This window comes from Pseudoduganella namucuonensis (assembly GCF_900116645.1).
Classification (GTDB): domain Bacteria; phylum Pseudomonadota; class Gammaproteobacteria; order Burkholderiales; family Burkholderiaceae_D; genus Rugamonas; species Rugamonas namucuonensis.
The window spans coordinates 208,224-234,763 of sequence record NZ_FPBO01000006.1 but is presented as its reverse complement, the minus strand read 5'-3'; the positions used below and the strand labels follow the sequence as shown (position 1 = coordinate 234,763).

General features: G+C 67.8%; 28 protein-coding genes. 8 read left to right on the top strand and 20 right to left on the bottom strand.

Going from position 1 to position 26,540, the window contains the following annotated elements; all coding sequences use genetic code 11:
* The first annotated feature begins 6 nt into the window (after positions 1 to 6).
* Entirely contained in the window at positions 7 to 618 is a 612-nt protein-coding gene (gene flgA / locus BM436_RS09115; protein ID WP_229489712.1) for a flagellar basal body P-ring formation chaperone FlgA, read from the top strand.
* On the opposite strand, the gene BM436_RS09110 is transcribed toward flgA, so the two are convergent.
* From BM436_RS09110 to fliE, 17 genes are all read right to left on the bottom strand, one after another.
* Positions 603 to 1,367: a glycoside hydrolase family 73 protein gene (locus BM436_RS09110; RefSeq protein ID WP_093555185.1), complete on the bottom strand. Its 765-nt coding sequence runs from the start codon at positions 1,365 to 1,367 to the stop codon at positions 603 to 605. The genes flgA and BM436_RS09110 overlap by 16 nt on opposite strands.
* Positions 1,354 to 1,815: a flagellar export chaperone FlgN gene (gene flgN / locus BM436_RS09105; RefSeq protein ID WP_229489702.1), complete on the bottom strand. Its 462-nt coding sequence runs from the start codon at positions 1,813 to 1,815 to the stop codon at positions 1,354 to 1,356. Before flgN ends, BM436_RS09110 begins: the two co-directional genes overlap by 14 nt.
* The gene (gene flgM / locus BM436_RS09100; RefSeq protein ID WP_093555184.1) at positions 1,812 to 2,090 is read right to left on the bottom strand and encodes a flagellar biosynthesis anti-sigma factor FlgM; all 279 of its coding nucleotides are present in this window, start codon (positions 2,088 to 2,090) and stop codon (positions 1,812 to 1,814) included. The genes flgN and flgM overlap by 4 nt, the downstream gene beginning before the upstream one ends.
* Positions 2,091 to 2,155: 65 nt before the next feature.
* Positions 2,156 to 3,151, bottom strand: coding sequence for a flagellar motor protein MotB (locus tag BM436_RS09095; RefSeq protein WP_093555241.1), 996 nt, complete (start codon positions 3,149 to 3,151; stop codon positions 2,156 to 2,158).
* On the bottom strand, positions 3,135 to 4,052 hold the full coding sequence (motA, locus tag BM436_RS09090; protein ID WP_093555183.1) for a flagellar motor stator protein MotA: 918 nt from the start codon (positions 4,050 to 4,052) through the stop codon (positions 3,135 to 3,137). Before motA ends, BM436_RS09095 begins: the two co-directional genes overlap by 17 nt.
* A gap of 36 nt (positions 4,053 to 4,088) precedes the next feature.
* Entirely contained in the window at positions 4,089 to 4,832 is a 744-nt protein-coding gene (locus BM436_RS09085; RefSeq protein WP_093555182.1) for a FliA/WhiG family RNA polymerase sigma factor, read from the bottom strand.
* Positions 4,833 to 4,853: 21 nt separating this feature from the next.
* Positions 4,854 to 5,330 carry a flagellar basal body-associated FliL family protein gene (locus BM436_RS09080; RefSeq protein WP_093555181.1) on the bottom strand — a complete coding sequence of 159 codons (477 nt, stop codon included), beginning with the start codon at positions 5,328 to 5,330 and terminating at the stop codon, positions 4,854 to 4,856.
* A 7-nt stretch (positions 5,331 to 5,337) separates the two neighbouring features.
* Entirely contained in the window at positions 5,338 to 7,671 is a 2,334-nt protein-coding gene (locus tag BM436_RS38465) for a flagellar hook-length control protein FliK (protein ID WP_143133025.1), read from the bottom strand.
* Positions 7,668 to 7,946 (bottom strand): hypothetical protein, encoded by a 279-nt coding sequence (locus BM436_RS09070; protein ID WP_229489700.1) that lies wholly within the window; start codon positions 7,944 to 7,946, stop codon positions 7,668 to 7,670. The genes BM436_RS38465 and BM436_RS09070 overlap by 4 nt, the downstream gene beginning before the upstream one ends.
* Before the next feature lie 31 nt (positions 7,947 to 7,977).
* Complete coding sequence (gene fliS / locus BM436_RS09065; RefSeq protein WP_093555178.1) at positions 7,978 to 8,367, bottom strand: flagellar export chaperone FliS; 390 nt, start codon at positions 8,365 to 8,367, stop codon at positions 7,978 to 7,980.
* Positions 8,368 to 8,411: 44 nt separating this feature from the next.
* Entirely contained in the window at positions 8,412 to 9,800 is a 1,389-nt protein-coding gene (gene fliD, locus BM436_RS09060; RefSeq protein ID WP_093555177.1) for a flagellar filament capping protein FliD, read from the bottom strand.
* 107 nt (positions 9,801 to 9,907) lie between these two features.
* Complete coding sequence (gene fliJ, locus BM436_RS09055; RefSeq protein ID WP_093555176.1) at positions 9,908 to 10,345, bottom strand: flagellar export protein FliJ; 438 nt, start codon at positions 10,343 to 10,345, stop codon at positions 9,908 to 9,910.
* Positions 10,342 to 11,652, bottom strand: a complete 1,311-nt coding sequence (gene fliI, locus BM436_RS09050) for a flagellar protein export ATPase FliI (RefSeq protein ID WP_093555175.1) — start codon at positions 11,650 to 11,652, stop codon at positions 10,342 to 10,344. Before fliI ends, fliJ begins: the two co-directional genes overlap by 4 nt.
* The gene (fliH, locus tag BM436_RS09045) at positions 11,649 to 12,347 is read right to left on the bottom strand and encodes a flagellar assembly protein FliH (protein ID WP_093555174.1); all 699 of its coding nucleotides are present in this window, start codon (positions 12,345 to 12,347) and stop codon (positions 11,649 to 11,651) included. The genes fliI and fliH overlap by 4 nt, the downstream gene beginning before the upstream one ends.
* Positions 12,347 to 13,375: a flagellar motor switch protein FliG gene (locus BM436_RS09040; protein ID WP_093555173.1), complete on the bottom strand. Its 1,029-nt coding sequence runs from the start codon at positions 13,373 to 13,375 to the stop codon at positions 12,347 to 12,349. The genes fliH and BM436_RS09040 overlap by 1 nt, the downstream gene beginning before the upstream one ends.
* Positions 13,359 to 15,149, bottom strand: coding sequence for a flagellar basal-body MS-ring/collar protein FliF (fliF, locus tag BM436_RS09035; protein WP_093555172.1), 1,791 nt, complete (start codon positions 15,147 to 15,149; stop codon positions 13,359 to 13,361). Before fliF ends, BM436_RS09040 begins: the two co-directional genes overlap by 17 nt.
* A gap of 87 nt (positions 15,150 to 15,236) precedes the next feature.
* Entirely contained in the window at positions 15,237 to 15,596 is a 360-nt protein-coding gene (fliE, locus tag BM436_RS09030) for a flagellar hook-basal body complex protein FliE (RefSeq protein WP_093555240.1), read from the bottom strand.
* 482 nt (positions 15,597 to 16,078) lie between these two features.
* Between fliE and BM436_RS09025 the strand changes: the two genes are divergently transcribed.
* The 7 genes from BM436_RS09025 to BM436_RS08995 are packed head-to-tail and all read left to right on the top strand — an operon-like array spanning position 16,079 to position 22,419.
* The gene (locus tag BM436_RS09025) at positions 16,079 to 16,945 is read left to right on the top strand and encodes a FliM/FliN family flagellar motor switch protein (RefSeq protein ID WP_143133023.1); all 867 of its coding nucleotides are present in this window, start codon (positions 16,079 to 16,081) and stop codon (positions 16,943 to 16,945) included.
* Between the two features lie 5 nt (positions 16,946 to 16,950).
* Positions 16,951 to 17,328 carry a FliM/FliN family flagellar motor switch protein gene (locus BM436_RS09020; RefSeq protein ID WP_177307080.1) on the top strand — a complete coding sequence of 126 codons (378 nt, stop codon included), beginning with the start codon at positions 16,951 to 16,953 and terminating at the stop codon, positions 17,326 to 17,328.
* Positions 17,325 to 18,089 carry a flagellar type III secretion system pore protein FliP gene (fliP, locus tag BM436_RS09015; RefSeq protein ID WP_093555170.1) on the top strand — a complete coding sequence of 255 codons (765 nt, stop codon included), beginning with the start codon at positions 17,325 to 17,327 and terminating at the stop codon, positions 18,087 to 18,089. The genes BM436_RS09020 and fliP overlap by 4 nt, the downstream gene beginning before the upstream one ends.
* 22 nt (positions 18,090 to 18,111) lie before the next feature.
* Positions 18,112 to 18,384, top strand: a complete 273-nt coding sequence (gene fliQ / locus BM436_RS09010; RefSeq protein ID WP_093555169.1) for a flagellar biosynthesis protein FliQ — start codon at positions 18,112 to 18,114, stop codon at positions 18,382 to 18,384.
* Between the two features lie 12 nt (positions 18,385 to 18,396).
* On the top strand, positions 18,397 to 19,203 hold the full coding sequence (locus BM436_RS09005; RefSeq protein ID WP_093555168.1) for a flagellar biosynthetic protein FliR: 807 nt from the start codon (positions 18,397 to 18,399) through the stop codon (positions 19,201 to 19,203).
* Positions 19,196 to 20,335: an EscU/YscU/HrcU family type III secretion system export apparatus switch protein gene (locus tag BM436_RS09000; protein ID WP_093555167.1), complete on the top strand. Its 1,140-nt coding sequence runs from the start codon at positions 19,196 to 19,198 to the stop codon at positions 20,333 to 20,335. Before BM436_RS09005 ends, BM436_RS09000 begins: the two co-directional genes overlap by 8 nt.
* Complete coding sequence (locus tag BM436_RS08995; protein ID WP_093555166.1) at positions 20,332 to 22,419, top strand: flagellar biosynthesis protein FlhA; 2,088 nt, start codon at positions 20,332 to 20,334, stop codon at positions 22,417 to 22,419. Before BM436_RS09000 ends, BM436_RS08995 begins: the two co-directional genes overlap by 4 nt.
* Positions 22,420 to 22,431: 12 nt before the next feature.
* Here the strand turns inward: BM436_RS08995 and fliK are convergent, their stop codons facing one another.
* The 3 genes from fliK to BM436_RS08980 all read right to left on the bottom strand — a co-directional run bounded on the left by fliK (position 22,432) and on the right by BM436_RS08980 (position 26,296).
* Complete coding sequence (gene fliK / locus BM436_RS08990) at positions 22,432 to 23,388, bottom strand: flagellar hook-length control protein FliK (RefSeq protein WP_093555165.1); 957 nt, start codon at positions 23,386 to 23,388, stop codon at positions 22,432 to 22,434.
* Positions 23,389 to 23,492: 104 nt separating this feature from the next.
* A complete protein-coding gene (locus BM436_RS08985; RefSeq protein ID WP_093555164.1) occupies positions 23,493 to 24,380 on the bottom strand; it encodes a flagellin N-terminal helical domain-containing protein in 888 nt (295 codons plus the stop codon).
* 287 nt (positions 24,381 to 24,667) lie between these two features.
* Positions 24,668 to 26,296, bottom strand: coding sequence for an electron transfer flavoprotein-ubiquinone oxidoreductase (locus BM436_RS08980; RefSeq protein WP_093555163.1), 1,629 nt, complete (start codon positions 26,294 to 26,296; stop codon positions 24,668 to 24,670).
* Positions 26,297 to 26,540 lie beyond the last annotated feature (244 nt).

The window sequence follows — 26,540 nt, the reverse complement described above, 5'->3', positions numbered from 1 at the left end:
CGAACCTTGTTGGAGAGGCATGCCGAAACGGCAGGCTGGTCCGATCCGGTGTTCGAGCTGGCCGCGGTGCGCGGCGCGCGCCCGATTCCACCCTGCGGGCAGGCGGTGACGGTGGAGACGCCGGAGCTGCGCCAGCCCAGCCGCGTGCGGCTGGTGGCGGTGTGCCCGGGGGCCGAGGGCTGGCGGTACGACTTCGTGGTGCGCGCGAAAATCACGGCCAACGTGGCGGTGCTGGCGGCCGACATCCCGGCCGGGCGGGCGGTGGCGGCGGCCGACGTGGCGCTGCGGCGCACCGACATCTCGACGCTCACCGAGACCGTGTCGGACCTGGCGGCCCTGGAGGGCATGTCGGCGCGGCGCTCGCTGCGCAATGGCGAAGTGTTAAGGCAGAACATGCTGGTGGCGATGCCCCTGGTTAAACGCGGCGACGCGGTGCGCATCGTGGCGCGACGCGAACAGATCGAGGTCAGCATGGCGGGCGAGGCGCTCGACACCGGCGCGCGCGGCGCGCTGGTGCGGGTGCGCAATGTCCATGGCCACGTGATCCGCGCGCGCGTGACGGGGGCGGGCCTGGTCGAACCGGCCGACATGCCCATTTCGATTCAATCGCCCGGCTGAACCCGCATCGCCTGCAGCCGCGCCGCCGTGGCCGCCAGCTTGGCGGCGTAGGCCGGGTCGGTGGCGTAGCCGCCGCGCACCAGGCCTTGCGCGAAGGCCTTGGCGTCGCTGCCCGTGTTGAGCGCCTGCTGGTAGCGCGGGTTGTCGATCAATAAATCCGCGTAGTCGTCGAAGCCGCTGGCCTGGTCCGGATAGCTGCGGAAGCGTTCGACCTTTTTCATGGCCACGCCCTGCGTGTATTCGGTGGTGGCGGAGGAGGCGGTTTCGCCCTGCCACTGGGCGCCGGCCTTGATGCCGAACAGGTTGTTGCCGACCGGGTGCTTGCCCCAGCCGGACTCCAGCGCCGCGTGGGCGGCCACCAGTTCCGGCGCCACGCCCAGGCGCTTGGCGGCGGCCGCGGCCCAGGGCTTGATGCTGTCCAGGAATTGCTGCTGGGATTCCGTGGGGGAGGCGGTCGCGGCGTCGGCGATGGCGCCGCTGCCGTCGGTGCCGCCGGCCGCGCGGGCCTGCAGCGCCAGCGCGATCGAGCTGGCCGTTTGCGACGACAGGGTGGGCGGGCTGGCGCCGCCGCCGGCGGACATGCCGCCGCCCTGGGCGATGAAGGCCGAGACGTCGCGCTGCACCTGGCTGAAGGCCGAGCCGAAGCCGCCGCCCATGCCCTGCGTGGCCGCCGCCGGGCGCATATTGCTGGCGGTGGCCGCGGTGGACGGGGTCGCGGCGGTGGCCCGCTGCAAATTAAACGGGTTCATAGATCTGGTCTTCACCGTGCAGCACGCGCTGCATGATGGTGTACTGGTCCACCAGCAGGTCGCTATTGCGCTTGCCGAGGCGTTTGCATTCGGTCACCATGGTTTCCAGGCGGCGCCAATCCTGTTCCAGGCGCGCGCGCAGCTCCGGCTTGAGCAGGGCGTAGACTTGCGCCATGGTGGCGTCCGGCCCGGCCAGCTGGGTGGCCAGCGCCACGCGCTGCCGGCGCCGCAGTTCCAGCGTGTCGGCCAGCGCGGAAACCGCCTCGGCCACCTCGCCCAGGCGCGCGCTCTGGTGGCGCAGCGCCGCGTGGAATTGCTGTTCCAGCAAGTCGAGCAGGGCCTGGTAGGCTTCCGTGTCGGCCGCCACCCCTTGCAGGAATTGTTGCATGGCTTCCTGGCGCGTCGCGGGGTTCGCCGCCGCGCCGGTCGCCGCCACCGCCGTGTTCACTGATCGCTCCCGTGGAAGCGCTGGATCAGGCCGGCGAGCTTGTTGGCGTCGAACGGCAGTTCGCCCTTGGCCAGCGCGTCGCGCAACTGGGCCACCTTGTCGTGGTCGATTTCCGGCATGTCCTTCATGGCCGCCAAGGCCGGCTGCAGCACGGCCGATTGCAGTCCCGCCGACTGCGCCGCGGCCGGCGCGGCCGGGGCTGGCGCCGCGCCGGCGACCGGCTCGGCGACGCGCTGGACGGCCATGCCGTCCGCGATTCCGCTGGAGATTCTCATACGCTGACCTCTGCTCTTCGAAACGCTCATCTTAACCCGCCTTATGCCTGCGGGCATCTTTAAAATCAATTTGCATCGCGGCCCGTCCCGTATTTGCCTTCCGGCCCTAGCTTGTTGCGCAACTTCTGTAGCGATTCCGCGTCAGGTGTTGCCGTGTCGATATCGCCCAGGCCGTGGCTGTTGCCAGGCATGCCGAACATGGCCGCCACCGCCTGCGCCTGGCCGCTGGTCAGGATCAGCAGCTCGATGCGGCGGTTGACGCCGGCGTCGGCGCGCTGGGTGTCCATCGGCGCGCGGTCGGCCATGCCCACCACCTGCAGCACGCTGTCCTTGCGCATGCCGCCGGACAGCAGCATGGAGCGCGCCGCCATCGCCCGGTTGGACGACAGCGTCCAGTTCGAATAGGCGAAATAGCCGGTGTCGGCGTACTGCGTGGCGTCGGTGTGGCCGACGATCAGCATCTGGTTTTTCATCCGTTGGAACAAGGGCCCCATCTTGCGCAGCAGGTCGCGGAAGCGGTCGGTCGGCACCGCGCTGCCGCGCACGAACATGCCTTGCTTGTCGGTGTCGTGCAGCATCACGCGCAGGCCGTAGGGCGTGACCACGGATTCCAGGTTGCTGGCCAGGCCGGCGTCCACGCTCATCTTGGCCAGCGCCTTGGACAGCTTTTGCAGATCGCCCGGGGTCTCGTAGCTGACCTTGGCGTCCTGGATCTCCGGCGTGTCGGCGCCGCTGGCCAGGGCGGTGCCGGGCGCGTCGGTCTTGCCGGTGCGCGGCATCGGGAAGCGTTCGATCAGGCTGCCGCGCGGGCCGCCCACCTGCTCGGGCATGACGCCCTTGCCCTGGTCGGTCTTGTTGCCGTCGGCCTCGGTCAGGATGTGTTGCAGGCTCTCGGTGTTGCGGGCCGCCATCAGCCACAGCACCAGGAACAAACACATCAGCGCCAGGCAGAAGTCGGCGAACGCCACCTTCCAGGCGCCGCCGTGATCGTCGTGCGCGTGCTTGCCGCCGCCGCGCTTGACGATGGTCTGTTCGTGTTCCTTGCTATGCGGCTTTTGCACGGCCACCTCCACGGCGCGACGTGGTTTCCGGCTCGCTGTCGCCGCCTTCCAGCTCGGTGATCCAGCGTTCCAGCTGGGCGAAGCTCGGCTTGATGTTCAACGGCACCAGGCGGCGGCCGGCGTCGATCGCCAGCAGCGGCGGTTTGCCGGCCACGTGCGTCACCAGCACCACCTTCACGCACTCCTTGTTCGAGGCCTCCTGGTTGACCAACTGCTTCATCACGTTGGCGATCGGGTCCAGCACGCCGTAGCACAGGAAAATGCCGATGAAGGTGCCGACCATGGCCGCGCCGACGTGCTCGGCGATCTCGCCCGAGGTCGCGCCCTCGGACACGGTGTTCATGGTGATCACGATGCCCAGCACGGCGGCCAGAATGCCGAAGCCCGGCATCGCCTCGCCGATCTTGCCGATCGACTTGGCCGGCTGGTTCAGTTCCTCGTGGATGGCTTCCAGTTCCTGCTCCAGCACGCCTTCCAGCTCGTGCGCGTTGATCTTGCCCATGGCCATCAGGCGGAAGTTGTCGACGATGAAGGCGAGCAGCTTGGGCTCCTCCAGCACCAGCGGATAGCGCTGGAACAGCGGGCTGTCCTTGGGCGCCTCGACGTGCGCGTCCAGCGCCTTCAGGCCGCCGGCGGCCAGTTGCAGCAGTTCGTACATCAGCAGCAGCAACTGGCGCTGGAACTCGGAATCGTATTTCTTGCGCACCACGATCTTCTTCAGCTGCGTCATCATCTCCTTGAGCACGTGCGGCGGATTGCCGATGACGATCGCGCCCAGGCCGGCGCCGGCGATGACGAACAGCTCGATCGGCTGCCAGATCTGATGGAACACCCCGCCCATCATGAAGAAGCCGCCGAACACGCTACCTAAAACGATGAGAATGCCTAATAGTTGCTGCATGATGGTACGCCTTTCCGCGTCATGGTCTTGTCTTTGTCAGGCGCTCTGCAGCACCGCGCGCATCTTGATCAGCGCCGCTTTGTTGAGCTGGCATACGCGGGCGTCGGTCAGGTCCAGCACGGCCGCGATTTCCTTGTAGCTCAGTTCGAATTCGTAATACATCTGCACCACGCGCTGCTCGCGCTCGTCCAGGCCGTTCAGCGCCTGCGCCAGGCTGCGCCGTATCATCAGCTGGTCCTCCGGGTTGGGGGCGCTGTCGGAGCCGCCGCCCAGCGTGTCCTGCAGCACCTCGTCGAAGCTGGCCAGCAGCTCGGCGCTTTCGTCGAGCTGGTAGGCCTGGTACTCGTCGGGCGTGATCTTCAGGTGGGCCAGGATTTCACGCTCGTCCGGCTCGTGGCCCAGCTTGCGGGTCAGCTCGCGCACCGCGTCGCGCAGCTTGTGGCTTTGCTGGCGCACGGCGCGCGGGCGCCAGTCCTGGCGCCGCAGCTCGTCCAGGATGGCGCCGCGGATGCGCAGCCCGGCGTAGCTGGGGAAGGCGGCGTCCGGCTCGCCGTAGCGGCGCAGCGCCTCCAGCAGCCCCATCAGGCCGATCTGCTCCATGTCGTCGCGGTCGATGGCGCCGCCGATCTGCGAATTGAGCTGCCGCACGATGCGCTTGACCAGCGGCGCGAAGGACAGCAGGTGCTTCTGCTCGTCGGCCACGCTGTGCGTGGCCGGGGCGCCGCCGGCCTCGCCGTAGCCCTCGCCGTAACTGTCCCCGTATTGCTCTTTATAGGCCATGCCCGCCCCATTCATTTGGCATCACTCCAGGATCAGCTTCCCGATCATGACTTCGTTGAAAGGCCGCTCGCGCTTGTCTTTCGCATAAGTCTCGTCGAAGGCCTTGTTCAATTCCTCGGCGAACTGGTCGATCGACATGGTCGACGCCTTCGCCATCGGCAGCGCCGACAGCGCCTTGACCGCCACGCTGCGCAGCAGCGGCAGGTGTTCCTTGCATTCCTTTTCCTGCTTGGCCGTGGTGGCGATCACCAGGTCGGCCGACAGATAGTGGGTCACGCTCTCGCCCTCGCTGCGGCGCAGCATGACGATCACCTTCTCGACTGTGATGTATTTGGGCGGCTCGGCATCGGCCGCTTTGGCTTCCTCGTGCTTGACCTCCTTGCCGCCCTTGCCTTCCGTGGCGGCGGACTGCTTGCCCAGGTACCACACCGCGCCGCCGGCCACACCCGCGCCCAGCAGCAGAACGCCCACCAAAGCTATCACCAGTTTTTTATTCATCTATCCGTTACTCCCGCATCATCGCAAAGGTGGAAGAGGGCTGCTCGCCCTCGGACAGCGCGCGGCCCGGGCCGCGCTGCTGCTCTTGTGCCTGCTCGCGCTCCTGCTGGCGGCCGCCGCCGCCATCGGCCAGCGACTGGCCCGCGCCGCGTCCGGCCGAGGCGGAGACGGTCACCGCGACGTCGGTGAAGCTGCGCTGCGACAGGTCCTGGCGCACGCTGTCGCCGATGGTGTTGAGCTGGCGCAGCACTTCGCTATTGGTGGCCGACAGGTTCACCTGCAGGGCGCCCGCCGTGTGGCGGATCGAAATCTCGATACGGCCCATGTTGGGCGGTTCCAGCGTGATCAGCGCGTGGTCGTTGTTGCGTTGCAGTTGCAGCTGCAGGCGGTCGCCCAGGGCGGCACGCAGCGGCTGCTGCCATTGTTCGGGGGAGCCGTCCAGGCGCACGGTGTCCGCGCCGGCCAGGCCGTTGGCGGCCTGCTGGACGGCGCCGCTGGCCGCGTTCAGGTTGAGCTGGCTCAGTGGCGCGAAGTGGACCGGCGCCGATTCGCCGCCGGCGGCCAGGCTGGCGTTGCCGGCGCCGGGGGCGGCCGCCGCAGCCAGCGTGGCGGCGCTGAAGGTGGTGGCGCCGTCGCCGCGCAGCGCGGCGGTGGGGCGCTGGGCTTGCAGCAGCTGGTCCGCCGCCAGCTGCATGGCGCTGTTGGCGGCCGGGGACACGGCCGGCGACAGCGCCGGTTGCGGCGCGGCCGACGGGCTGGCGGAGGCGTCCGCGGGGAACGGCGATGGGGCCGCGGGGGCGTTGCTATCGCGCGCGCCTTGCACGGCGTTGCGGGCCAGCGCGGCGGCGGCCGCCGCGTTGGCGGGCGCGGCCGAGGGCAGCGCGGACGGCGCCAGCCAGCCGGCCGGTTGCGTTTGCGCGGCGGCGGCCTCGTCGGACGCGCCGGTGGCCGGCGCGCCGCCCGCGGCATTGGCGCCGGTCGCGGAATAGGAGGCCGCGGCCAAGGCGGCGGCGGACAGCGGGGCGCCCGCCGGGGCGGCGGCGCCGGTCGTGTATGGATAGGCTGTGGTCGAGGCGCGTGGCGCGCCGGTAGGCGCGGCGGAGCCGGCCGCGGTCAGCGGCGTTCCGGTCGGCGCCGCCGAACCGTGCAGGGGCGCGCCGGTAGGCGCGGCCGAACCGTACAGGAGGGCGCCGGTCGACGAGGTTGAGCCGGACAGTGCGTTGGTCGTGGCGGCCGAGGCGGCCAGCGGCGCGCCGGTCGGGGCCATGCCCGAGGCGGCGCGCGCGGCGGCGGTCGGGGCGGCCGTGCCGGTGCCGGCGAACGGGGCGCTGGTCGGAGCGGCGCCCGTTGGCGCGTTGCCAGGCGCGGCTGTGCCGGCGGCGGCCAGCGGCGCGCCGGTCGGGGATGTCGTGCCGGCAAAGGCCGGTGCGCCGGTCGGCGAGGATGAGCCCGCGGCCGAGGATGAGCCGGCGGCCAGCGATGAGCCGATGGCCGAGGACGCTCCGGGGCCCGTGGGTGTTCCGATGGTCGATGACACGCCGGTAACGGCGGTCGGCGCGGCGGTGCCCGCGGCCGCCCATGGGGCGTTGCCGGGAGCGGTGGTGCCGGCGGCGGCCGGGGCGCCGGTGGGCGCCGAGACGAAGCCTGGCGCGCCGCTTGGCGCCGCGGTGCCGGCGGCCAGCGGCGCGTTCGTTGGCGCGGCCGGGCCCGCCGCCATGGATGCGGCGGTCGGCGCGGCGGTGGCGGCCGTTGTCAGCGGCGCGGCGCCGGGCGCGGTGGTGGTGGTGCCATAAGGCGCGGCGGCTTGCGCGCCGGCGGACAGGCCGGCGGCGTCCGGCGCTTGCGGCGCGCCGCCGGGTGCGATGGCGCCGGCCGGCGTCATGGCGGCCCGGGGCGCTCCGGTGGGCGCGGACAGGGCCGCGCCGGCGCCAGGCGCGGCCGTGCCGGCGAACGCCTGCGCGCCGGCCGCTTGCGGCGAGGCGATGGCGCCCGCGCCGGTGATGGCGATGCCGTCGGCGCGCGCTGCGGCGCCCTGGCCGCCCTGGTTGGCGAGCGCGGCGATGGAAACGGGGGAGGGCGCCGGTGCGAACAGCATGGCGGCCATGGCGGACAGGCCGGTGTCGCCGGCGCCTGCGCTGTCCTCATCGGGCGCGGCGGCGGCCGGAGCGTCGCCGTCGGCGGCGGGCGCCGGGGCGGCGGCCGGGTCCAGCAGGCGCGCGAAGGGCGACGGGGCGGCGGGCTGCCCGCCCGCCGCCTGGTCCGCGCCGGCCACCAGCGACAGCGGCTGGGTGGCGGGCGTCAGGGCCGGGGCGGCCGGCGCGGGATTCGAAATCATAGTCATGCGGGAGTTCCGGTTGCGGCGGTTTCATTGGTGAGCGCGTAGGCCAGCCAGCCTTCCTTGTTGGCTTGCATGTCGCTCAGATGCTTGCCCAGCTCGTGGCTGGTGTTGCGCGTGTGTTGCAGGGCTTGCAGGTGCAGTTGGCGCAGGGTGGCCAGCGCGGCGCGCTCGGCCGGCGTCCACGGCCCCTGCGCCGCCATGGCCGGCAGCGAGGACGCCATTAACGTGTTAATCGCCGCCAGCGCCTTCCAGTCGGAGGAGGCGGTGGCGGCGCTCATTTTTTGCCCCAGCTGCAGCAAGGATTGTTCCCTATCCATTCTTGGCCTGCACTCCCAGCCAGCCCTGCTTGATGGTCGTCAGCAGGCCGCTCACCTCGTCGATGATGGCCGGTTCCATGTCCACGCCGGCGCGGTACAGGCGCGCCACGCAGTAGTCGTACAGCCGGCCCAGGTTGGCGACGATGTCCCCGCCCTGCTCGAAGTCGAGCGAGCTGGACAGACCGTTGATGATCTCGGTGCACTTGTTCAGGCTGCGGGCCTTGAGCTCGTAGCGGCGGCCGATGATATGGCCGCGCGCCCGCGCCAGCTCCTCGAGCAGGCCGTCGGTGAGCACCAGCACCAGCTCCACCGGCGAGGCGCGGGCGGTCTGCGCGTCGAGGTTGACGGAGTGGTAATTGCTATAGGCTTCCTGGTTCATCATCGTGTCTCTTCCATGTGGGGCGGGAACCCCGCGCCGGGTTCAATTTAGGAATCCTCGCCGCTGCTGAACATGGCGTCGAACAGGCCGGTGTTCTGCGTCATCTGGTTCTGCAGCGATTGCAGCGAGGAAAACTGGGTCAGGTAGCGCTTGTAGGCGCTGTTGTACTGCTCGTCCAGCGTGGCCTGGCGGTCCATCAGCGAAATCTGCATCTTGGACACCGAGCTCTTGCGCTGGGTGATCTGGCCGTCGACGCTGCTGGTCCACTGGTTCATCAGCTTGTCCAGGCCGCCCAGCACGCCGCTCGGGGCGTTGGCGCTGGCGCTGCCGAAGATCTTGTCCAGCGTGTCCGGGTGGGTGGCGATGGCTTTTTTCAGGCGGGCGCCGTCCAGCGCCAGCGAACCGTCGCGCTGGGCGGTGATGCCGAAGGTGGGCAGGCTCTGGTCGCCGGACAGCTGGCGCAGCGTGCCGGTCAGGCGGTTGCGCAGGGCGATCAGGCCGGAATCGTGGGCGAACGGGCCGGCCGCCTTGCCGGAGGCCGGGTCGCCGGAGGCGGTCAGGTCGGCCAGCACCTTGCTCAGCTCGTTGTACGAGTCGACGAAGGACTGCACATTGGCCTGGGTCGCGCTGCTGTCGAGCCCGACGGTGACGGTGACCGGCGCCGCGGCGGGCGCCTGCGCCTGGGTGAAGGTGATTTTCACGTCGTCCACCACGTCGAAGGTGTTGGAGGCCTGTTGCATGCGGGTGCCGGTGCCTTGCGGGCCGAACCACACCACCGCGTCCTGCGCCGCCGACAGCGTGGTCTGCTTGCTGGCGTCGTCCAGCATGGCCTTCAGCGCGGCGTTGGTGACGTTGCCGGTGTCCAGCGAGACGGCGTTGTCGGCGCCGGTGTCGACCGAGCTCAGCACCAGGGTCGGCTCGCCGTTCAGGGTCAGGGTGGAGGCGGTCACGCGCGAGCCGTTGTCGGCCGCGACGTTGATGGCGGTGGCGATCTCCTGCGCCGTCAGGGTGCCGTCCATGTCCTTGTCGGCGTTGGTCAGGTTGACGTTGAAATTGCTGCCGTCGGCCAGCATCACGTTCAGGCTGCCGCTGCCGGCGGCCGAGGTGTCGGTGACGCCGCCGTAGGCGACCTGGCCGGCCGTGGCCAGCGTCTCGACATAGAAGCTGTACACGCCGGCGGCGGCGCTCGGGCCGGCCGTGGCGGTGCCGACCGCGGAGCTGAACGTGGCCGAGTTGCTCACCATGCTCTTCTGCGCGCTCAGCGTCGCCAGGCTGGATTCGAAGGTGCTCATCGCCGAGTTCAGCTTGGTCAACGCGGTGCCGGTCGCTTGCGTGCGGTTGGCCTGCGCCGTCAGCATGGCCTGGCGGCCCGACGTGTACGCGGTCGCCAGCTGGGTGGCGCTGGTGGCGGGATCGTAAGTGGTGGTCGTTGCCATTTTCGTGCTCCGAGGAAAGTATGGGAAGTGTACCTAAGTAATAGGCGACCGCCGCATCATCCTTATGAAATCCTGGCTGCCGATTCAAAAAATGTGGCTATCGCGTGCTATTTTTGGCCGCGCAACCACAGTTGCGTTGCCAGTTCGTCATGTTGCTTGCGTTCCAGGCGGTTGCCTTCCTTCACCACCGCCTGCTGTTTCTTCTGCAGCACGTTGTCCAGCACCTCGCGCTTGACGTAGGCCGCGTTCAGCGCGCGCTGCGACACCGCCATGTCCGCCTCGTGCATCGACAGGTCGAGGCGGTGGCTGTCGGCCATTTGCATCACGGCCTGCTTGTAATCGCCGCAGTTGGACGCCAGCGCCAGCGGCAGCTTGCCGCTGGCGCCGCTGGCCTGGCACAGGCCGTTGAGCCGGTCCAGGTTCTTCTGGTAGCGTTCCTGCAGGCTTTTCTTGGCCGCCATCTCGGTCTGCAGGCGTTCGACCTCGGTGGAGCGCAGCTCGACCAGGGTGGACAGGTTGCGGATCATGTGCTTGCTCTGGGTCATGCCATCAGCCTTTCAAGAGTCGCGACGCACGGTGCGTAGGGCGCCGCTTCCTTCACGCCCTGGCACAGGAATTCCTCGATGTGGGGATGCAGGCCGACCGCCTTGTCGGTCACCGGGTCGGCGCCGGGCACGTAGGCGCCCAGCGGGATCAGGTCGCGCACCCGGTCGTGGCGCGCCATCGACGATTTCAAGCCGCGCGCCGCCAGCATGTGCTCCTTGCTGATGATCTGGTTCATGCAGCGGCTGATCGAGGCGCCCACGTCGATGGCGGGGTAGTGGCCGCGCTCGGCCAGCTCGCGCGTGAGCACGATGTGGCCGTCCAGGATGGCGCGCGCGGTGTCGACGATGGGGTCTTGCTGGTCGTCGCCCTCGGCCAGCACGGTGTAGATGGCGCTCATGCTGCCGGCCGGGTTCTCGCCGTTGCCGGCCGATTCCACCAGTTGCGGCAGGTTCGAGAACACCGACGGCGGATAGCCCTTGGTGGCCGGCGGCTCGCCCAGCGCCAGCGCCTGCTCGCGCAGCGCCATCGCGTAGCGCGTCAGCGAGTCCACCAGCAGCAGCACGTTCTTGCCCTGGTCGCGGTAATGGGCGGCGATCGAGTGGCACAACTCGGTCGCCATGATGCGCATCAGCGGCGACTCGTCGGCCGGGGCGATCACCAGCACCGCCTTGCGCAGGCCCTCGGGGCCGAGCGACATGTCGACGAACTCGCGCACCTCGCGCGAACGCTCGCCGATCAGGCCGACCACCACCACGTCGGCCACGGTCTGGCGCGTCATCAGGCCCAGCAGCACGGACTTGCCGACGCCGGAGCCGGCCATCAGGCCCACGCGCTGGCCCTTGCCCAGGGTCAGCATGGAATTGATGGCGCGCACGCCCACGTCCAGCGGCTCGGTCACCGGTTTCTTGCGCAGCGGATGCACGCGCGGCGGCGTGTAGTCGAGCGGGAAGTCGCCGCCCAGCTTGCCCAGGCCGTCGAGCGGCTCGCCCAGGCCGTTGACCATGCGGCCCAGCCAGCCGGGACCGATGGTGAGGTTGATCTTTTCGGGACAGGGCAGCACCCGGGCGCCGGTCTGCAGGCCGATGGCCTTCTTGAACGGCATCAGGTAGGACACTTTTTCGCGGAAACCGACCACTTGCGCGTCCAGCCACTCGCCGGTGACCATTTCTATCTGGCAACGCTGGCCGGTGTGCAGCGGGCAGCCGACCGCCTCCAGCAGCAAGCCCTGCGCGCCCACCAGCCGCCCGGTCGGGGTGGCCATCGGGACCGCGTCCAGCTCCAGCTTGCGCAAGGCATCGGCTATCATTCTTCGCTTTCCGGCTCGTCGCCGCCGTCGGCGGCGGTTAATTGATTATCGACCTGTTCCATGACAGCGGCAAGACGTTGATGACATCCGGCATCGACTTCGTTGTCGCCGGCGCGGATGCGGCACTCGCCGATGTCCAGGCGGGTGTCCGGGATCAGGTTCCAGCGCTTGGTGCGCTTCGGGTCGAGGTCGGCGATGCGCTTGAGCTCCTCGGGATTGAGGTAGACGTCGATCTCCTCGCGGGTCGGCGGCATCGAGGCCAGCGTCTCGTCGACCAGCGCCATGATCTGCACCGGCTGCAGCGCCAGCTCGGCGCGGATCACCGAGCGCGCCACCTTGGCCACCAGGTCCACCACCTCCTTGCGCTGCGCCGCGCGGTAGTCGGCGCGCAGCTTTTTCAGGCCCTTCAGCATGGCCTCGACCGGGCGCGCCATGGTGTCGAAACCGACCAGGGTCTCGTTGCGGCCCTCTTCCCGGCCCTGCTCGAAGCCGGCGTTGCGGCCGGCCTCGAAGCCGTCCTCCTGGCCGCGCTGCAGGCCGATCTCGTAGCCGTCGCGCTGGCCCTGCTCGAAGCCCTCGCTGACCGAGGCTTGCCACTGGGCGCTGTCGGTGGTCAGGCCGTTGCCGCCGGCGCGCGAGGGCGGCGGCGCGAACTGCGACAGGGGCGGGAAGCGGTAGGGGCGGAATTGTTTCATCATTCGATCACCGTTTCGGCGAACAGCTGGACCTCGACCTCGCCGGCGTCGGCCAGGGCCTTGACGGTGGCCATGATCTCCAGGCGGGTGGACTCGATGCGCGACATCGGCACCGGGCCGGCGCGCCGCATCATGTCCTCGAAGGCTTGCGCCTGGCGCTTCGGCATGGTTTTCAGGATGGCGTCGCGGATCGACATCTCGGCGCCCTTGAGCGCGATGGCCCACTGTTCCAGCGGCACTTCCTCGATCAGGCGCGACAGGGTGGCCTCGGTCTGGGTCGACAGGATCAGGAAGTCGTACATCGACAGCTCGATCTGGTTCACCACCTCGGGGTCGTGGGCGCGCAGCAACTCGACGATCTGGGCGCGGTTGCCCGGCAGGCGGTTCAGGATCTCGGCCACCTGGCGGATGCCCTCGACGCTGGTGCTCTGGCTGTCGAAGCTGCCCAGGCAGCGGTTGACCAGCTCGTCCAGCTCGGCCAGCAGGTCGCGGTCGATCTCGTCCAGGCGCGCCAGGTTCAGCAGCACCAGGTCGCGGCCCTCGAGCGGCAGCGCGTCGATGATCTGGCCGGCCAGCGCGGGCGGCAGGAAGGCCAGGAACACGGCCTGCATCTGCACGTGCTCGTTGGCGATGTATTCGGCCAGCCACTTCGGCGAGGCCCACTGCAGGCGCGCCATTTTCGGGCGCAGCTCGTCGCCGTAGATGTTGTTCAGCACGGTGTTGGCGATGTCGTTGCCCAGCGCCAGGTCCAGCGAGCGCTTCAGGTAGCTGCGCGAGGCGCCGTGCACGCCGGACTGCTCGCGATAGTCGTCGAAGAAGGCCTGCATGGCGGTCTTGACGGAATCGACCTTGATGCCGCTCATGCGCGACATCACCTGCGTCACCTCCAGCAATTCCTCGCGCGACAGGCAGCGCAGCACGGCGGCGGCCGGCTCCTCGCCTATGCTCAGCAGGACGATCGCCGCCTGTTCCACCGGCGTCAGCAGGGAACCCGCGTCTTGCAGGTCGGAGTTATTGAGATCGGCCATTTTTCTGCATCCATTGTTTGACTACTTCGGCTACGCGTTCCGGCTCTTTCTCGGCCAGAATCTTCAGGTGATCGACCATCACGTCCACGCTGGAACCGGTCGGCGGCAAATCGTAATTCTCGAGCAGCGGCACCACCGGCATGCCGGAGCGCGCGCCGGCGGTGGCCGGCTGGGCCGCGTCGGCGGCGCCCGGCGGCGAGGCCAGGGCGGGCGCGCCGCCGGCGGCCGGGGCCTGGCCGGGCAGCTGGCCCGGCTGGCCGGCCTGCCCGGGCTGGCCGGCCGGCGTGACGACGGCCTCGGCGGTGGCGCCGGCGCGGGCCGGCCCGGCCCGCGGCGCGACCTGGGTGGCGCCGGCCGGGGCCAGGCGCGAGGTCAGCGCGCGCAGGATCGGGCGCAGCAGCAGCAGGTAGCCGAACAGGGCGGCGGCGCCGTAGATGGCGTAGGTGCTCAGGTCGACCACGTTGTCGCGCTCCTCCCACCAGGCCGCGACCGGCGCCTTGGGCGGGAAGTTCATGGCCGTCACCACCAGCGCGTCGCCGCGCTCGGCGTTGATGCCCAGGCCGTTGCGCAGCACCTTGTCGATGTTGGCCAGCTCGGCCGCGGTCCAGCCGGTTTTCGGGAACGGCGCGGCGGACTGCGCCAGCACCACGGCGATGCTCTGGCGCTCCAGCTGGCCGCGGGCGTGCTTGGTCTGGGTGATGCTGCGGTCGTAGGCGTACTGGCGGGTGGTGGCGTTCTTGCGGGCGCTGCCGTCCGGCTCGCCGGCGGCCGGCGTGCCGGCCTTGGCGGCGTCGGTGCTGGTCGGCGGCGGGCGGTTCGACAGCGTGCCGGGCACGCCCATCACCAGGCGGTTGCGGTCCTGCTCCTCGCGCATGGCCTCGCTGGTGACCTTGGGCGCCTCGCCGAACTTCTCGACCGTCTCCTCGACCTTGTCGTTGTTGACCACGGCCGTCACGCTGAGGCGGAAATTGTCCTCGCCGACGATGGGGCCGAGCAGGCCGCGGATGTTGTTGCTGATGGCGTCCTGGGCGTGCTTGCCGGCCTCGTTGCCGGCCGAGCTGGCGTCGAAGCCGTCGGCCAGGTCGACGTGGGACGACAGCAGGTTGCCGGCCGAGTCCACCAGGCTCACGCGCGCCGGGCTCAGGTTGGCGACGCTGCCGGCCACCATGTTGACCACGGCGGCGATGGTTTCAGGCGTCAGCTTGCGGCCCGGCTTGGTGGCGATGACCACCGAGGCCGACGACTTGTCGCCGTCGGCCGAGACGAAGGAGGTGGAGCGGGCGATCGACAGGTGCACGCGCGCCTGGGAGATCGCGTCCAAGGTCATGATGCTTTGCGCCAGCTCGCCCTCCAGGCCGCGGCGGAAGCGCACGTCCTGCACGAACTGGGACACGCCCAGCGGGTCGTTCTTGTCCATCAGCTCCAGGCCGGCCGGCAGCTGCGCCGTCACGCCCTTGGCCGCCAGCAGCATGCGCACCTTGCCCAGCATTTCCTCGGGCACCAGCACCTGGCCGCTGTCCGGGTGGACGCGGTAGGGGATCTGTTCGCCGTCCAGCACGCCCATCATGTCGGCCGCCACCACTTTTTCGCGCGCGCCGAACACCGGCTTGTAGGCCGACTGGTCTTTCCACAGCACCATCAGCACCAGCGCGGTCAGGCCGACGGCCAGCAACAGGATGGGGGTCAGGTTTTTCAGCAACGCGGGCGGCAGCGCCGGCGCTTCGCCGGCGCCCGGACGCAAGCGCCCGAAGGCGGACTTGAGGGTGTTGATCACTATGGACTTTCGCTCGGAAAGGGGGACGGAAATAACTGCGAATGCAAAGCCTGCCGGGGGCGGACCGCGCTCAAGGGACGCCGCACGTTACAGCGGCAGCTTGACCAGGTCTTCGACCGCGCCCATGACCTTGTTGCGCACCTGCATCAGCATCGAGAAGGACAGGCTGGCCTCCTGGCTGGCCAGCATGGCCCCCACCAGGTCGTCGCTGCGGCCGGCGTCGACGTCGGCCATTTTCTGGGCCGCCATCTGGTCGTCGGCGTTGACTTTGTTGACCGCTTCGCGCATCGATTGGGCGAAGGAGAAGGGGCCGCCGGCCTGGCCGGACTGGCCCGGCGTGGCGCCGAACTGGTGGGCGGGTGCGATCGCGTTGGTCGACAGCTCGGCCGCCGCATTGGTCAGGGATGCCAGATCCGCCTGGATCAGGCTGGCGAATTCGTTAGCCATCATGCACCTCCATTATTGCAACGTTGCTCACACATGGCTACCATAGCCTCCACGCATTCCAGAGGGCGTTCCGGGATTGTCGCCGGGACGCCATCGGACTCAGGGAATGATACATGCTGGAAATTAGTTCGGTGCATTTCATTGTGCCGATACAACAGAAAAGCTGGGCTTCTGTACCCTGCAGGAGACAGAATTTCCTTTTTAATCATGCACTAAGCGCAATTCCGCCGATTTTTGTTGCGAGGCAGCATCACGTGCATCATGCTATGAATAAGCTTACTAGCTAGCAATATTTCTGTAAAGCCTTAATTGGCTTGCATCAAAATATTGATCCGTGGCAAGGCGCAACAATTTCATGTAAGCTTCGCCTCGCTCGGCCCGTTTTTAAGCTAGGATGTGGCATGCGGCGCGCCCGGCGCGCGCCGGCGCATATAGGCAGATTGCCGGCGGAGTACCGGCAGAGTACCGACCTGAACACATAAATGACCATCATAAAACAGACCGCGCAGCATCAAGTGCTGGATCCCTGCCTGCTGGGGCGTCCCGTGCACCGGCTGCCCAGGTTCGCAGCCCAGCTGCAAGAGGACCTGAGCCAGGCGATGCGCCTGAATGTGAACCGCCGCTACTGGGGCACCTTCCAGGTGGAGGGCGTGGAGTTCAGCCGCCTGGACGGCGGCGAGCCGCGGCTGCGCTGGCTCAGCTTCGCCGCGCCGGCCGGCAGCATCGGCTTCGCGCTGGAGCGCAAGGTGCTGCTCAGCGTGTTGAATTTCCGCTACGGCCGCGCCAAGAGCGACAGCGCGGTGGACGACAGCGCCGTCAAGATCACCGCCACCGAGGAGCGCCTGGCCGTGGTGCTGGGCCAGCAGCTGGCCGGCACCCTGGCCGCCCGCATCGAGGCCAACCTGCCGGCCACGGCCAAGTTGCCGGCCGGCGAGGACATGCAGCCGGTCCCCGCCGCGCAGCCGAAGAAGGGCGCCTGGGTGGTGGCCGTCACCGTCAGCGACCCGGAAAGCGCCGGCGCGACCCCGCTGTCGGGCCGTTTCTGGTTCGCGCTGGACCAGCAACTGATGACCTGCGTGCTGCGCGGCCTGGCGCCCGAGCGCGACGTCGCGCGGCGCGCGATGTACGACCTGGCGCCGCTGGCGGCGCGCCTGCCGGTGCGGCTGGACGGCCGCCTGGTCACCAAGGAAATGCAGTTGGGCACCCTGTTCGACTTGCAGATCGGCGACGTGATTCCGATCAGCATGCACAGGGCCGACGTCCTGCTCGACGATTCGCGCCTGTTCACGGCGGCGGTCAGCGAGCACAAAGGCAAAATCTGTTTAACCTCTTTTGAAGACGTCGAATAAACATGATGAACGTAAACGCGAACAGCACCAGTGACGCCTTGCTGGAGGACATCTCCGAGGAGATGATCATCGACCAGGTCGGCAGCGACCTGGCCGACATGGCGCCGGCCCGCGGCGGCGCCCGCCGCGACCTGCCGCAGATGATGCGCAAGATCCCCGTCACCCTGACGCTGGAGGTGGGCTCGGCCCGCATCTCGCTGCAGGAACTGATGTCGATCGGCCCGGACAGCGTGGTCGAACTGGACCTGCTGGCCGGCGAGCCGCTGATCATCAAGGTCAACGGCACCGCCATCGGCCGCGCCGAGGTGGTGGTGGCCGGCGAGAACTACGGGCTGAAGGTGATCGACCTGGACGGGCTGAATCTCGACATGATGGCGCCATGATCCTGGCGTCCCGCCGCGGCCCCAAGGCCGCGTTGCTGGGCGGGGCGGGCGTTGGCCTGCTGTGCCTGGCCCTGGCGCCCGCGCAGGCGCAGGATCTGCTGGCCGGCATCGTGCCGGGGGCCAAGACCGAACTGACGGTCAAGACCCAGATCCTGATCATCATGACCCTGCTGGGCCTGCTGCCCATGCTGGTGATGATGATGACCAGTTTCACCCGCTTCGTCATCGTGCTGTCGCTGCTGCGCCAGGCCCTGGGCCTGCAGCAGGGCTTGCCCAACCGCATCGTCACCGGCATCGCGCTGATCCTCACGCTGCTGGTGATGCGCCCCATCGGCGACCAGGTCTGGCGCGACGCCTTCGTGCCCTACGACCAGGACAAGATCGGCCTGCAGGAGGCGCTGAAGATCGCCGAGGCGCCGATCTCGCGCTTCATGCTGGCCCAGACCAGCAAGGCCGCGCTCAAGCAGATCGCGCACCTGGCCGGCGAGGACAACGTGAGCAAGCCGGCCGACCACGCCTTCACCGTCAAGCTGGCCGCCTTCGTGCTGTCCGAGCTGAAGACGGCCTTCCAGATCGGTTGCCTGCTGTTCATTCCTTTCCTGGTGATCGACCTGGTGGTATCGTCGGTGCTGATGGCGATGGGCATGATGATGCTGTCGCCGCTGGTGATTTCCTTGCCGTTCAAGCTGCTGCTGTTCGTGCTGGTGGACGGCTGGACCTTGACCGTCAACACGCTCGTGACGAGCATACAAGCCTACTAGTGTCGCTGGGGGGACGAAGAACATGCTGACGCCGGACATGGCGGTCGACCTGGTGGTCGAATCGCTGCACATCGTGATGGTGCTGGTGCTGGTGCTGGTGGTGCCGGGCCTGGTCACGGGCCTGCTGGTGTCGCTGGTGCAGGCCGCCACGCAGATCAACGAGCAGACCCTGAGCTTCCTGCCGCGCCTGCTGGTGACGCTGCTGGCGCTGATCCTGGCCGGGCGCTGGATGGCGGGCTACCTGATGGACTACTGCGTTTCCGTCTTCACGCGCGCGGCCACGCTGGTCGGCTGAGGACGCGGGCCGATGGAAGAGATCCTGGCCGCCCTGCCGTCGCTGCTGAACGCGTGGTGGTGGCCCTTCGTGCGCGTGCTGGCCATGCTGGCCGCCGCGCCCGTCATCGGCGAGGCCATGGTGCCGGTCACGGTGCGCGTGCTGCTGGCCCTGGTGCTGTCGGTGCTGATGCTGCCGCTGACGCGCAACGCGCTGCCGATCGACCCGATCTCGATGGCCGGCGTGGCCGCCACGCTGGAGCAGGCGGTGATCGGCGGCGTGCTGGGCTTGGCGTTCTTCTACAGCATGTCGGCGGTGATGGTGTTGGGCTATATGGTGTCCAGCCAGATCGGCTTCTCGATGGCGGTGATGAACGACCCCGTCAACGGCCAGTCGTCGGACGTGGTGTCGGCGCTGCTGACGATGCTGTCCATCATCGTGTTCTTCGCCATCGACGGCCACCTGGTGATCGCCGGCGTCATCGGCGGCAGCTTCCAGGCCTGGCCGCTGGGCGGCGGCTACGGGCCGCTGCTGCTGCAGACGGTGGCCTGGAACGTGGCGTGGGTGTTCGCGGCGGCCATGCTGCTGGCCATCCCCATCGTGTTCTCCACCATGGTGGTGCAGATCGGCTTCGGTTTCCTGAACCGGGTGGCGCCCACGCTGAACCTGTTTTCGCTGGGCTTTTCCGTGATCACGCTGTTCGGCCTGGTCATGCTGGCCCAGGTGGTGCGTTTCATCCCCGAGCACTATGTGCGCATGTCGGGGCGGGTGCTGGAGATGATCCAGCAGCAAATGACGATAGCCGCGCAGGTGGCGGCGAGGGCGGCGGGCAATGGCTGAGAACAGCACCGGCGACAAGTCAGAAAAGGCCTCGGCGCAGAAGCTCAAGAAGTCGCGCGAGGAGGGGCAGGTGGTGCGTTCGCGCGACCTGGCCACCGCGCTCGGCATCCTGGTCACGCTCAAGCTGTTCATCTGGCTGCTGCCGTCCTATATGCTGGATTTCCGAGAGCTGTTCCACCAGAGCTTCGCGACCTTCGAGGCCGAGGGCGCGCTGGAGAACACCGGTTCCACCATTTTCGCCACCGCCATGTGGCTGTTGATCAAGATGATCGTGCCGCTGTTCGTGGTGCCGCTGGCCATCGTCCTGGGCGGCCTGGTGCCGGGCGGCTGGGTGTTCTCCAGCAAGCACTGGGAACCCAAGCTGGAGCGCTTTTCCCCGGTGACCAACCTGGGCCGGCTGTTCTCGGGCAAGCACTGGTTCGAGTTCGGGCTGTCGGTGGCCAAGTCGGTGGTGCTGTGCTGGGTGCTGGTGCATGTGGCGACCTCGACCCTGGCCGACTACACGCGGCTGCAGTCGCTGCCGCTGAACGAGGCCTTGCTGTCGGGCTCGCGGCTGATGCTGGACGGGCTGATGGCGCTGGTGTCGGTGTTCATCATGTTCGCCATCATCGACGTGCCGGCGCAGGCCTTCTTCTTCGCCAAGAACCAGCGCATGAGCAAGCAGGACTTGAAGGAGGAGTACAAGAGCAACGAGGGCCGGCCCGAGGTGCGCAACCGCATCCGCCAGCTGCAGCGCGCGATGTCGCAGCGCGCCGCGCGCAAGACCGTGCCCAACGCCGACGTGGTGATCGTCAACCCGGAGCACTACGCGGTGGCCCTGAAATACGACGAGCAGCGCGCCGAGGCGCCGTTTGTGCTGGCCAAGGGCGTGGACGAGATGGCGCTGTACATCCGCCAGATCGCCGAGGAGCACAAGATCGAGGTGCTGGCCCTGCCGCCGCTGGCGCGGGCCATTTACAATACCAGCCAGGTCAACCAGCAGATCCCGGTGCAGCTGTACCAGGCCGTCTCGCAGGTGCTGAATTATGTGCTGCAGTTACAAGCTTTCCGCGCCGGACGCCGCAACGTCCAGCCGGCATTCCCCAACGAAGTTGCCGTGCCAGCTTCCATGAGTGAGGTCCCACCCGCATGAATCTCCTGAACAAGATCGTCGCAGAGCTGCGCCGTCACAAGTTCGCCACGCCCATCTTCGTGATGGCCATCCTCGGGATGATCATCCTGCCGCTGCCGCCCATCCTGCTGGACGTGCTGTTCACGTTCAACATCGTGCTGGCGCTGATCGTGATCCTGGTCAGCGTCACCGCCAAGCGGCCGCTGGACTTCTCGGTGTTCCCGACCGTGATCCTGGCCACCACCCTGATGCGGCTGACCTTGAACGTGGCCTCCACCCGGGTGGTGCTGCTGCACGGCCACGAGGGCACGCACGCGGCCGGCCGCGTGATCGAGGCCTTCGGCAATGTCGTCATCGGCGGCAACTTCGTGGTCGGCATCGTGGTGTTCGTGATCTTGATGATCATTAACTTCGTGGTGGTGACCAAGGGCGCCGAGCGGATCTCCGAGGTGTCGGCCCGCTTCACGCTGGACGCGTTGCCGGGCAAGCAGATGGCGATCGACGCCGACCTGAACGCCGGCCTGATCAACCAGGAAAAGGCCCAGGAGCGGCGCCGCGACGTGGCCATGGAGGCCGACTTCTACGGCGCCATGGACGGCGCCTCCAAGTTCGTGCGCGGCGACGCCGTGGCCTCGATCCTGATCCTGATCATCAACATGGTGGGCGGCGTGGCGATCGGCGCGCTGATGCAGAACATGTCGTTCGGCGACGCCTTCCGCCAGTACGCGCTGCTGACCATCGGCGACGGCCTGGTGGCGCAGATCCCGGCGCTGCTGCTGTCGGCCGCCTCGGCCATCCTGGTGACCCGCATCAGCGATTCCGGCGACTTCGAGGAAACCGTCGGCAACCAGCTGCTGGCCTCGCCAAGCGTGCTGGGCAGCGCGGCCGGCCTGATGGTGATCCTGGCCGTGGTGCCGGGCATGCCGTCGCTGATGTTCATGACCTTCGCCATCGTGCTGGGCTATGTGGCCTGGAAGCTGGCCAACAAGGTGCAGGCGCCGGACAACACGGCGATCCAGGCCATCGAGGCCGCGCTGCGCGAGGAAAAGGCGCCCGAGCTGGAATGGCAGTCGCTGCCGGCCGTGCAGCCGCTGCAGCTGACCCTGGGCTACAAGCTGGTGGGCATGATCGACAAGGCCCACGGCGAGCCGCTGACCAAGCGCATCCGCGGCGTGCGGCAAAGCCTGTCGGAGGCCATGGGCATGGTGCTGCCGGCGATCGTCGTGCGCGACGACCTGGGCCTGAAGCCGTCGCAGTACGCGGTGGTGCTGTCGGGCAGCGTGGTGTCGACCGCCGAGGTGTTCCCGGACCGGCTGATGGCGATCCCGTCGCCCACCGTGTACGGCAAGATCGACGGCATCCCGGGCGTCGAGCCGGCCTACGGCATGCCGGTCACGTGGATCGAGCAGGGCGAGAAGGCCAACGCGCTGGGCATGGGCTACCAGGTGGTGGAGGCGCCGAGCGCGATCGCCACCCACGTCTCCAAGCTGATCCGCGAATACCTGCCGGAACTGTTCCGCCACGAGGACGTGCCGGCCATCCTGGAGCGGCTGACGGCGCTGGCGCCCAAACTGGCCGGCCAGCTGGACAAGGCGCTCACCCACACCCAGCTGCTGCGCGTGTTCCGCGTGCTGCTGACGGAAAACGTGTCGCTCAAGGACATCGTGCCCATCGCCACCACCTTGCTGGACAGCTCGGAGACCACCAAGGACCCGATCCTGCTGGCGGCCGAGGTGCGCTGCGCGCTGCGGCGCCAGATCGTCACCGGCCTGTTCGGGCAGCGCACCGAGATGCTGGCCTTCAACCTGGGCGGCGAGCTGGAGAACATGCTGTTGGGCTCGCTGAACCAGGCGCGCCAGAGCGGCAAGGTGGTGCTGGACAACTATCCTATCGATCCGCACCTGCTGGCGCAGCTGCAGGTCAACATGCCGGTGGCGCGCGAACAGATGAAGCAGCAGGCCACGCCGCCGCTGCTGCTGGTGCTGCCGCAGATACGGCCCTTGCTGGCGCGCTACGCCCGCCTGTTCGCGCCGGGCCTGCATGTGCTGTCCTACAACGAGGTGCCGGAGAACCGCGAGGTCAGCATCATCGGGACGGTGGGTTAAACCGGGACCGGGTCAGGCGGATTCGGAGAACAAGTCCCTGGGCTGCTGCGGCTGCGACAGCAGCACGGCCACCTCGGCCATGGACTTGAAGACGGACTGGGTCAGCATCGCGGTCTGCACCCGGGTCGGATTGTTGTATTCCTCGCGCACCGGCGCCAGTTCGCGCATCAGGTGGCAGCGCACCAGCGACAGGCCGTTGCGGGAAATGATGGCGGCCAGCTGGGGCAGCAGGTCGCGCATGTATTGCATGGCGGCGTTCTGGTTGGCGCCGATCTCCAGCACCACGCCGTCGCCGGACGGTTCCATCTGCACCAGCACCTTGCCCATGCCGGGCAGGTGCAGCTCGAGGCGGATGGCGATGCGGGCGCGGCGGCGGCGCGGCTCCTCCTCCTCGCCGGGATCGCGCGACACCACGCGCAGCACCAGTTTCTCGGCGCCCCACGCGTACACGGCGAAACGCCACGATTCCAGTTCGCTCACCATGGCCGGCGCGGCGCGGCCCTCACGGCCGTCGCGCACGACGGCCTGGGCGTGCTCGGTCATGAACAGGCCGGACGGCAATTTCTGGCCGGCGGCCTGGTCCTGCAGCGCGGCGCGCTGCTCGCCGTAGGTGCGCACCATCACCTGCCAGGAAATGGCCATGGTGGCGGCGTCGGGTTGTTGCCAGACCAGCTGGCGCGACATTTGCAATTGGTCCGGGCGCAGGGAGGCCGGGTCCGCCAGGTGGCCGGACTGGGCCTGCAGCAGGCCGGCCAGCGCGCCGGGGCCGTTCTGCCGCAGCACGCCATCGGGCGCATCCACCAATGCCCCGATGGCGGCGGGCAGACCGGGGGGCAGCGTGAAGCTGGCTTCCTCGCCGGCGACCGTCGCGACAGGGGGGATCACCTGGGCCTGGCCAGGTTGTTCCCGGACTATGCGTTCCGGTATCGTCAGCGTCGCAGCGGGCGGCGAAAGTCGGTCTATTGCCATGAAGCCATCTCGTGCCGATGAGGCTATAAAAAAAGCCAACCGTCTGTCCGGTTGGCTCTTGCGTTCCCGGGCGCGTAAGCGCCCCGGAGAGCACTGCTACAACATTATTGCAGCAGGGACAGAACCAGCGAGGACTGGCTGTTGCTTTGTTTCAACATCGCGGTGCCGGCCTGCAGCAGCATCTGGCTCGACATCATCGATGCGCTTTCCGTCGCGAAGTCGACGTCCATGATGCGGCCGGAGGCGTTCTTCGTGTTGGTCGACATATTGGACAAGTTATTGTACACGTGGTCGAGGCGGTTGGCGGCGGCGCCCAGGGCGGAACGCACGGTCGACACGGACTCGATCGCGGTGTCCAGCGTGGAGATCATGTTGTTGGCGTCGGCCAGCGCGGCGATGCCGGTGCCGGCGCCGGCACCGACGACGCCGCCCGCATCGAACGTGTGGCCGGCGTTGGTGGCGGTCAGGTCGGTGTGCATGGTGCCCAGCATGGTGGCCAGGTCGACGTCCATGGTTTCCGATTCGGCCGAGCCGATCTGGAAGGTGATGGCGACGTTGAACTTGCTGTCGGCCTTGCTGCTCAGCAGCGTGGTGCCGCCGAAGGAGGTGTTGCTGATGATGTTGGTCAGCTCGTCCGTCAGGGCGTCGTATTCCGACTGCATCGCGGTGCGGTCGGTGTCGGCGGCGGAGCCGTCGGCGGCCTGGGTCGCCAGGTCCTTCATGCGCACCAGGATGCTGGTGGTCTCGTCCAGCGCGCCGTCGGCGGTCTGGATCATGGAAATCGAATTCTGCGTGTTGCGCATGGCCATGTTCATGCCACTGGTTTGCGCTTGCAGGCGGGTCGCGATCTGCAGGCCAGCAGCATCGTCCATTGCCGAGTTGATGCGGTAGCCGGTGCTCAGGCGGGTCATCGACGTGGACAGGTTGCTCTGGGTCCGGGAGATCGAGTTTTGCGCGGACAGCGCCGCATTGTTGGTGTGAAGACTCAGCATGAAAAACTCCTGGTAGGTGGGTTCAGTTCAGAGCAGCTAGCTAATTTGCGCTCTCCCAAGTACAAGACGACCATTTCGGACCGGACATTAAATGCTTTGAAGAAATTCCGAAGATATTTTTAATTTTGTTGGCGGCCCGGCGCCGGCGCATCCAAGGATTATGGTCCGAAACACATCCTTGGGGGAAATTCTTGTCGGAATGGCTTTGGTATCGGCGGTTTATATTGGCGCGGAAACGACAACGGCGCGGGCCAGGGGGCGCCGCGCCGTTGTAATATTGCCAGAAATTACATGTTTGGATAGTTCGGACCGCCGCCGCCCTCCGGCGTCACCCAGACGATGTTCTGGGTCGGATCCTTGATGTCGCAGGTCTTGCAGTGGACGCAGTTCTGGGCGTTGATCTGCAGCCGGTCCTGGCCCTCGTCGGTCTTGATGAACTCGTACACGCCGGCCGGGCAGTAGCGCGCCTCCGGTCCCGCGTACTTGGCCAGGTTGACGTCGACCGGGATGCTGTTGTTCTTCAAGGTCAGGTGGATGGGCTGGTCCTCGGCGTGGTTGGTGTTCGAGATGAACACCGACGACAGGCGGTCGAAGGTCAGCTTGCCGTCCGGCTTGGGATAGCTGATCGGCTGGAACTGCGAGGCCGGCTTCAGGCATTCGTGGTCGGCGTGGCTGTGGTGCAGCGTCCATGGCGCCTTGCCGCGGAAGATCAGCTGGTCGATGCCGGTCATGATGGAGCCCAGGTACAGGCCCTTGCTCAGCCACGGCTTGACGTTGCGCGCCACGTGCAGTTCCTCGTGCAGCCAGGACTGCTCGAACTTGACCGGGTAGGACACCAGCTCGTCGTGCTGGCGGTTCTCGCCCAGCGCGGCGAACACGGATTCGGCGGCCAGCATGCCGGTCTTGATGGCGGCGTGCGAGCCCTTGATGCGGCTCATGTTCAGGAAGCCGGCGTCGCAGCCGATCAGCGCGCCGCCCGGGAACACCAGCTTGGGCAGGCATTGCAGGCCGCCGGCGGTGATGGCGCGCGCGCCGTAGGAGATGCGTTTGGCGCCCTCGAAGAAGCCGCGGATGGCCGGGTGGGTCTTGTAGCGCTGGAATTCCTCGTATGGCGACAGATAGGGGTTTTCATAGTTCAGGCCCACCACGTAGCCGACCACGACCTGGTTGTTCTCCAGGTGGTAGAGGAAGGAGCCGCCGTAGGTCTTGGTGTCCAGCGGCCAGCCGGAGGTGTGGATCACCAGGCCGGGCTGGTGCTTGGCCGGGTCGATTTCCCACAGTTCCTTGATGCCGATGCCGTACGATTGCGGGTCCTTGCCCTTGTTCAGGTCGTACTTGGCGATCAGCTGCTTGCCCAGGTGGCCGCGCGCGCCCTCGGCGAACAGCGTGTACTTGCCATGCAGTTCCATGCCCAGCTGGAAGTCCGGACCGGCCTCGCCGTCGCGCTTGACGCCCATGTTGCCGGTGGCCACGCCCTTGACCGAGCCGTCCTCGTTGTACAGCACCTCGGCGGCGGCGAAGCCGGGGAAGATCTCCACGCCCAGCGCCTCGGCCTGCTGGCCCAGCCAGCGCACCACGTTGCCCAGCGAGACCACGTAGTTGCCGTGGTTTTCGAAGCAGGCCGGCAGCAGCATGTTGGGCGCCTTGTAGGCCTTGCTCTCGGTGAGCAGCATGAAGCGGTCCTCGGTCACGGCCGTGTTCAGCGGCGCGCCCAGTTCCTTCCAGTTCGGGATCAGTTCGGTCAGCGCCTTCGGGTCCATGATGGCGCCCGACAGCGTGTGCGCGCCCAGTTCGCCGCCTTTTTCCAGCACGACGACGGACACTTCCTGGCCCTTTTCGGCGGCCAGTTGCTTGATTTTGATCGCCGCGGCCAAGCCGGCGGGACCGCCGCCCACGATGACGACGTCGTATTCCATCGCGTCGCGGGGGCCATATTGTTCTACGAGATTTTGGGTCATGGTTTTCAGGTAAGTGTATTGCGGATTCTACGCGAGCCGTAACGCGGGATTTTTAAATTAGCACGAGTGTGCTTCTTTTTACGGGTTTTGGCAACTTGGGCGCCATTTTGCGGGACAATCTTAGACGCCGCAATCTAATACTGGCGTTTTGTGTAATCATTACGAACAGACAGCGCGCACGCGCGCCGCGTGAATGACAACA

What these genes read in the sequence shown, in the direction of transcription:
- BM436_RS09110 (WP_093555185.1), bottom strand. Translation starts at nt 1,367, where the DNA reads ATGAACCCGTTTAATTTGCAGCGGGCCACCGCCGCGACCCCGTCCACC.
- BM436_RS38465 (WP_143133025.1), bottom strand. Translation starts at nt 7,671, where the DNA reads ATGACTATGATTTCGAATCCCGCGCCGGCCGCCCCGGCCCTGACGCCC.
- BM436_RS09005 (WP_093555168.1), top strand. Translation starts at nt 18,397, where the DNA reads ATGGAAGAGATCCTGGCCGCCCTGCCGTCGCTGCTGAACGCGTGGTGG.
- fliH (WP_093555174.1), bottom strand. Translation starts at nt 12,347, where the DNA reads ATGAAACAATTCCGCCCCTACCGCTTCCCGCCCCTGTCGCAGTTCGCG.
- BM436_RS09080 (WP_093555181.1), bottom strand. Translation starts at nt 5,330, where the DNA reads ATGAATAAAAAACTGGTGATAGCTTTGGTGGGCGTTCTGCTGCTGGGC.
- BM436_RS09040 (WP_093555173.1), bottom strand. Translation starts at nt 13,375, where the DNA reads ATGGCCGATCTCAATAACTCCGACCTGCAAGACGCGGGTTCCCTGCTG.
- BM436_RS09025 (WP_143133023.1), top strand. Translation starts at nt 16,079, where the DNA reads ATGACCATCATAAAACAGACCGCGCAGCATCAAGTGCTGGATCCCTGC.
- BM436_RS09000 (WP_093555167.1), top strand. Translation starts at nt 19,196, where the DNA reads ATGGCTGAGAACAGCACCGGCGACAAGTCAGAAAAGGCCTCGGCGCAG.
- fliD (WP_093555177.1), bottom strand. Translation starts at nt 9,800, where the DNA reads ATGGCAACGACCACCACTTACGATCCCGCCACCAGCGCCACCCAGCTG.
- flgM (WP_093555184.1), bottom strand. Translation starts at nt 2,090, where the DNA reads ATGAGAATCTCCAGCGGAATCGCGGACGGCATGGCCGTCCAGCGCGTC.
- BM436_RS08980 (WP_093555163.1), bottom strand. Translation starts at nt 26,296, where the DNA reads ATGGAATACGACGTCGTCATCGTGGGCGGCGGTCCCGCCGGCTTGGCC.
- fliJ (WP_093555176.1), bottom strand. Translation starts at nt 10,345, where the DNA reads ATGACCCAGAGCAAGCACATGATCCGCAACCTGTCCACCCTGGTCGAG.
- fliS (WP_093555178.1), bottom strand. Translation starts at nt 8,367, where the DNA reads ATGATGAACCAGGAAGCCTATAGCAATTACCACTCCGTCAACCTCGAC.
- BM436_RS09020 (WP_177307080.1), top strand. Translation starts at nt 16,951, where the DNA reads ATGAACGTAAACGCGAACAGCACCAGTGACGCCTTGCTGGAGGACATC.
- BM436_RS08995 (WP_093555166.1), top strand. Translation starts at nt 20,332, where the DNA reads ATGAATCTCCTGAACAAGATCGTCGCAGAGCTGCGCCGTCACAAGTTC.
- BM436_RS08985 (WP_093555164.1), bottom strand. Translation starts at nt 24,380, where the DNA reads ATGCTGAGTCTTCACACCAACAATGCGGCGCTGTCCGCGCAAAACTCG.
- BM436_RS09085 (WP_093555182.1), bottom strand. Translation starts at nt 4,832, where the DNA reads ATGGCCTATAAAGAGCAATACGGGGACAGTTACGGCGAGGGCTACGGC.
- fliP (WP_093555170.1), top strand. Translation starts at nt 17,325, where the DNA reads ATGATCCTGGCGTCCCGCCGCGGCCCCAAGGCCGCGTTGCTGGGCGGG.
- fliQ (WP_093555169.1), top strand. Translation starts at nt 18,112, where the DNA reads ATGCTGACGCCGGACATGGCGGTCGACCTGGTGGTCGAATCGCTGCAC.
- fliK (WP_093555165.1), bottom strand. Translation starts at nt 23,388, where the DNA reads ATGGCAATAGACCGACTTTCGCCGCCCGCTGCGACGCTGACGATACCG.
- fliI (WP_093555175.1), bottom strand. Translation starts at nt 11,652, where the DNA reads ATGATAGCCGATGCCTTGCGCAAGCTGGAGCTGGACGCGGTCCCGATG.
- BM436_RS09070 (WP_229489700.1), bottom strand. Translation starts at nt 7,946, where the DNA reads ATGAGCGCCGCCACCGCCTCCTCCGACTGGAAGGCGCTGGCGGCGATT.
- motA (WP_093555183.1), bottom strand. Translation starts at nt 4,052, where the DNA reads ATGCAGCAACTATTAGGCATTCTCATCGTTTTAGGTAGCGTGTTCGGC.
- fliE (WP_093555240.1), bottom strand. Translation starts at nt 15,596, where the DNA reads ATGGCTAACGAATTCGCCAGCCTGATCCAGGCGGATCTGGCATCCCTG.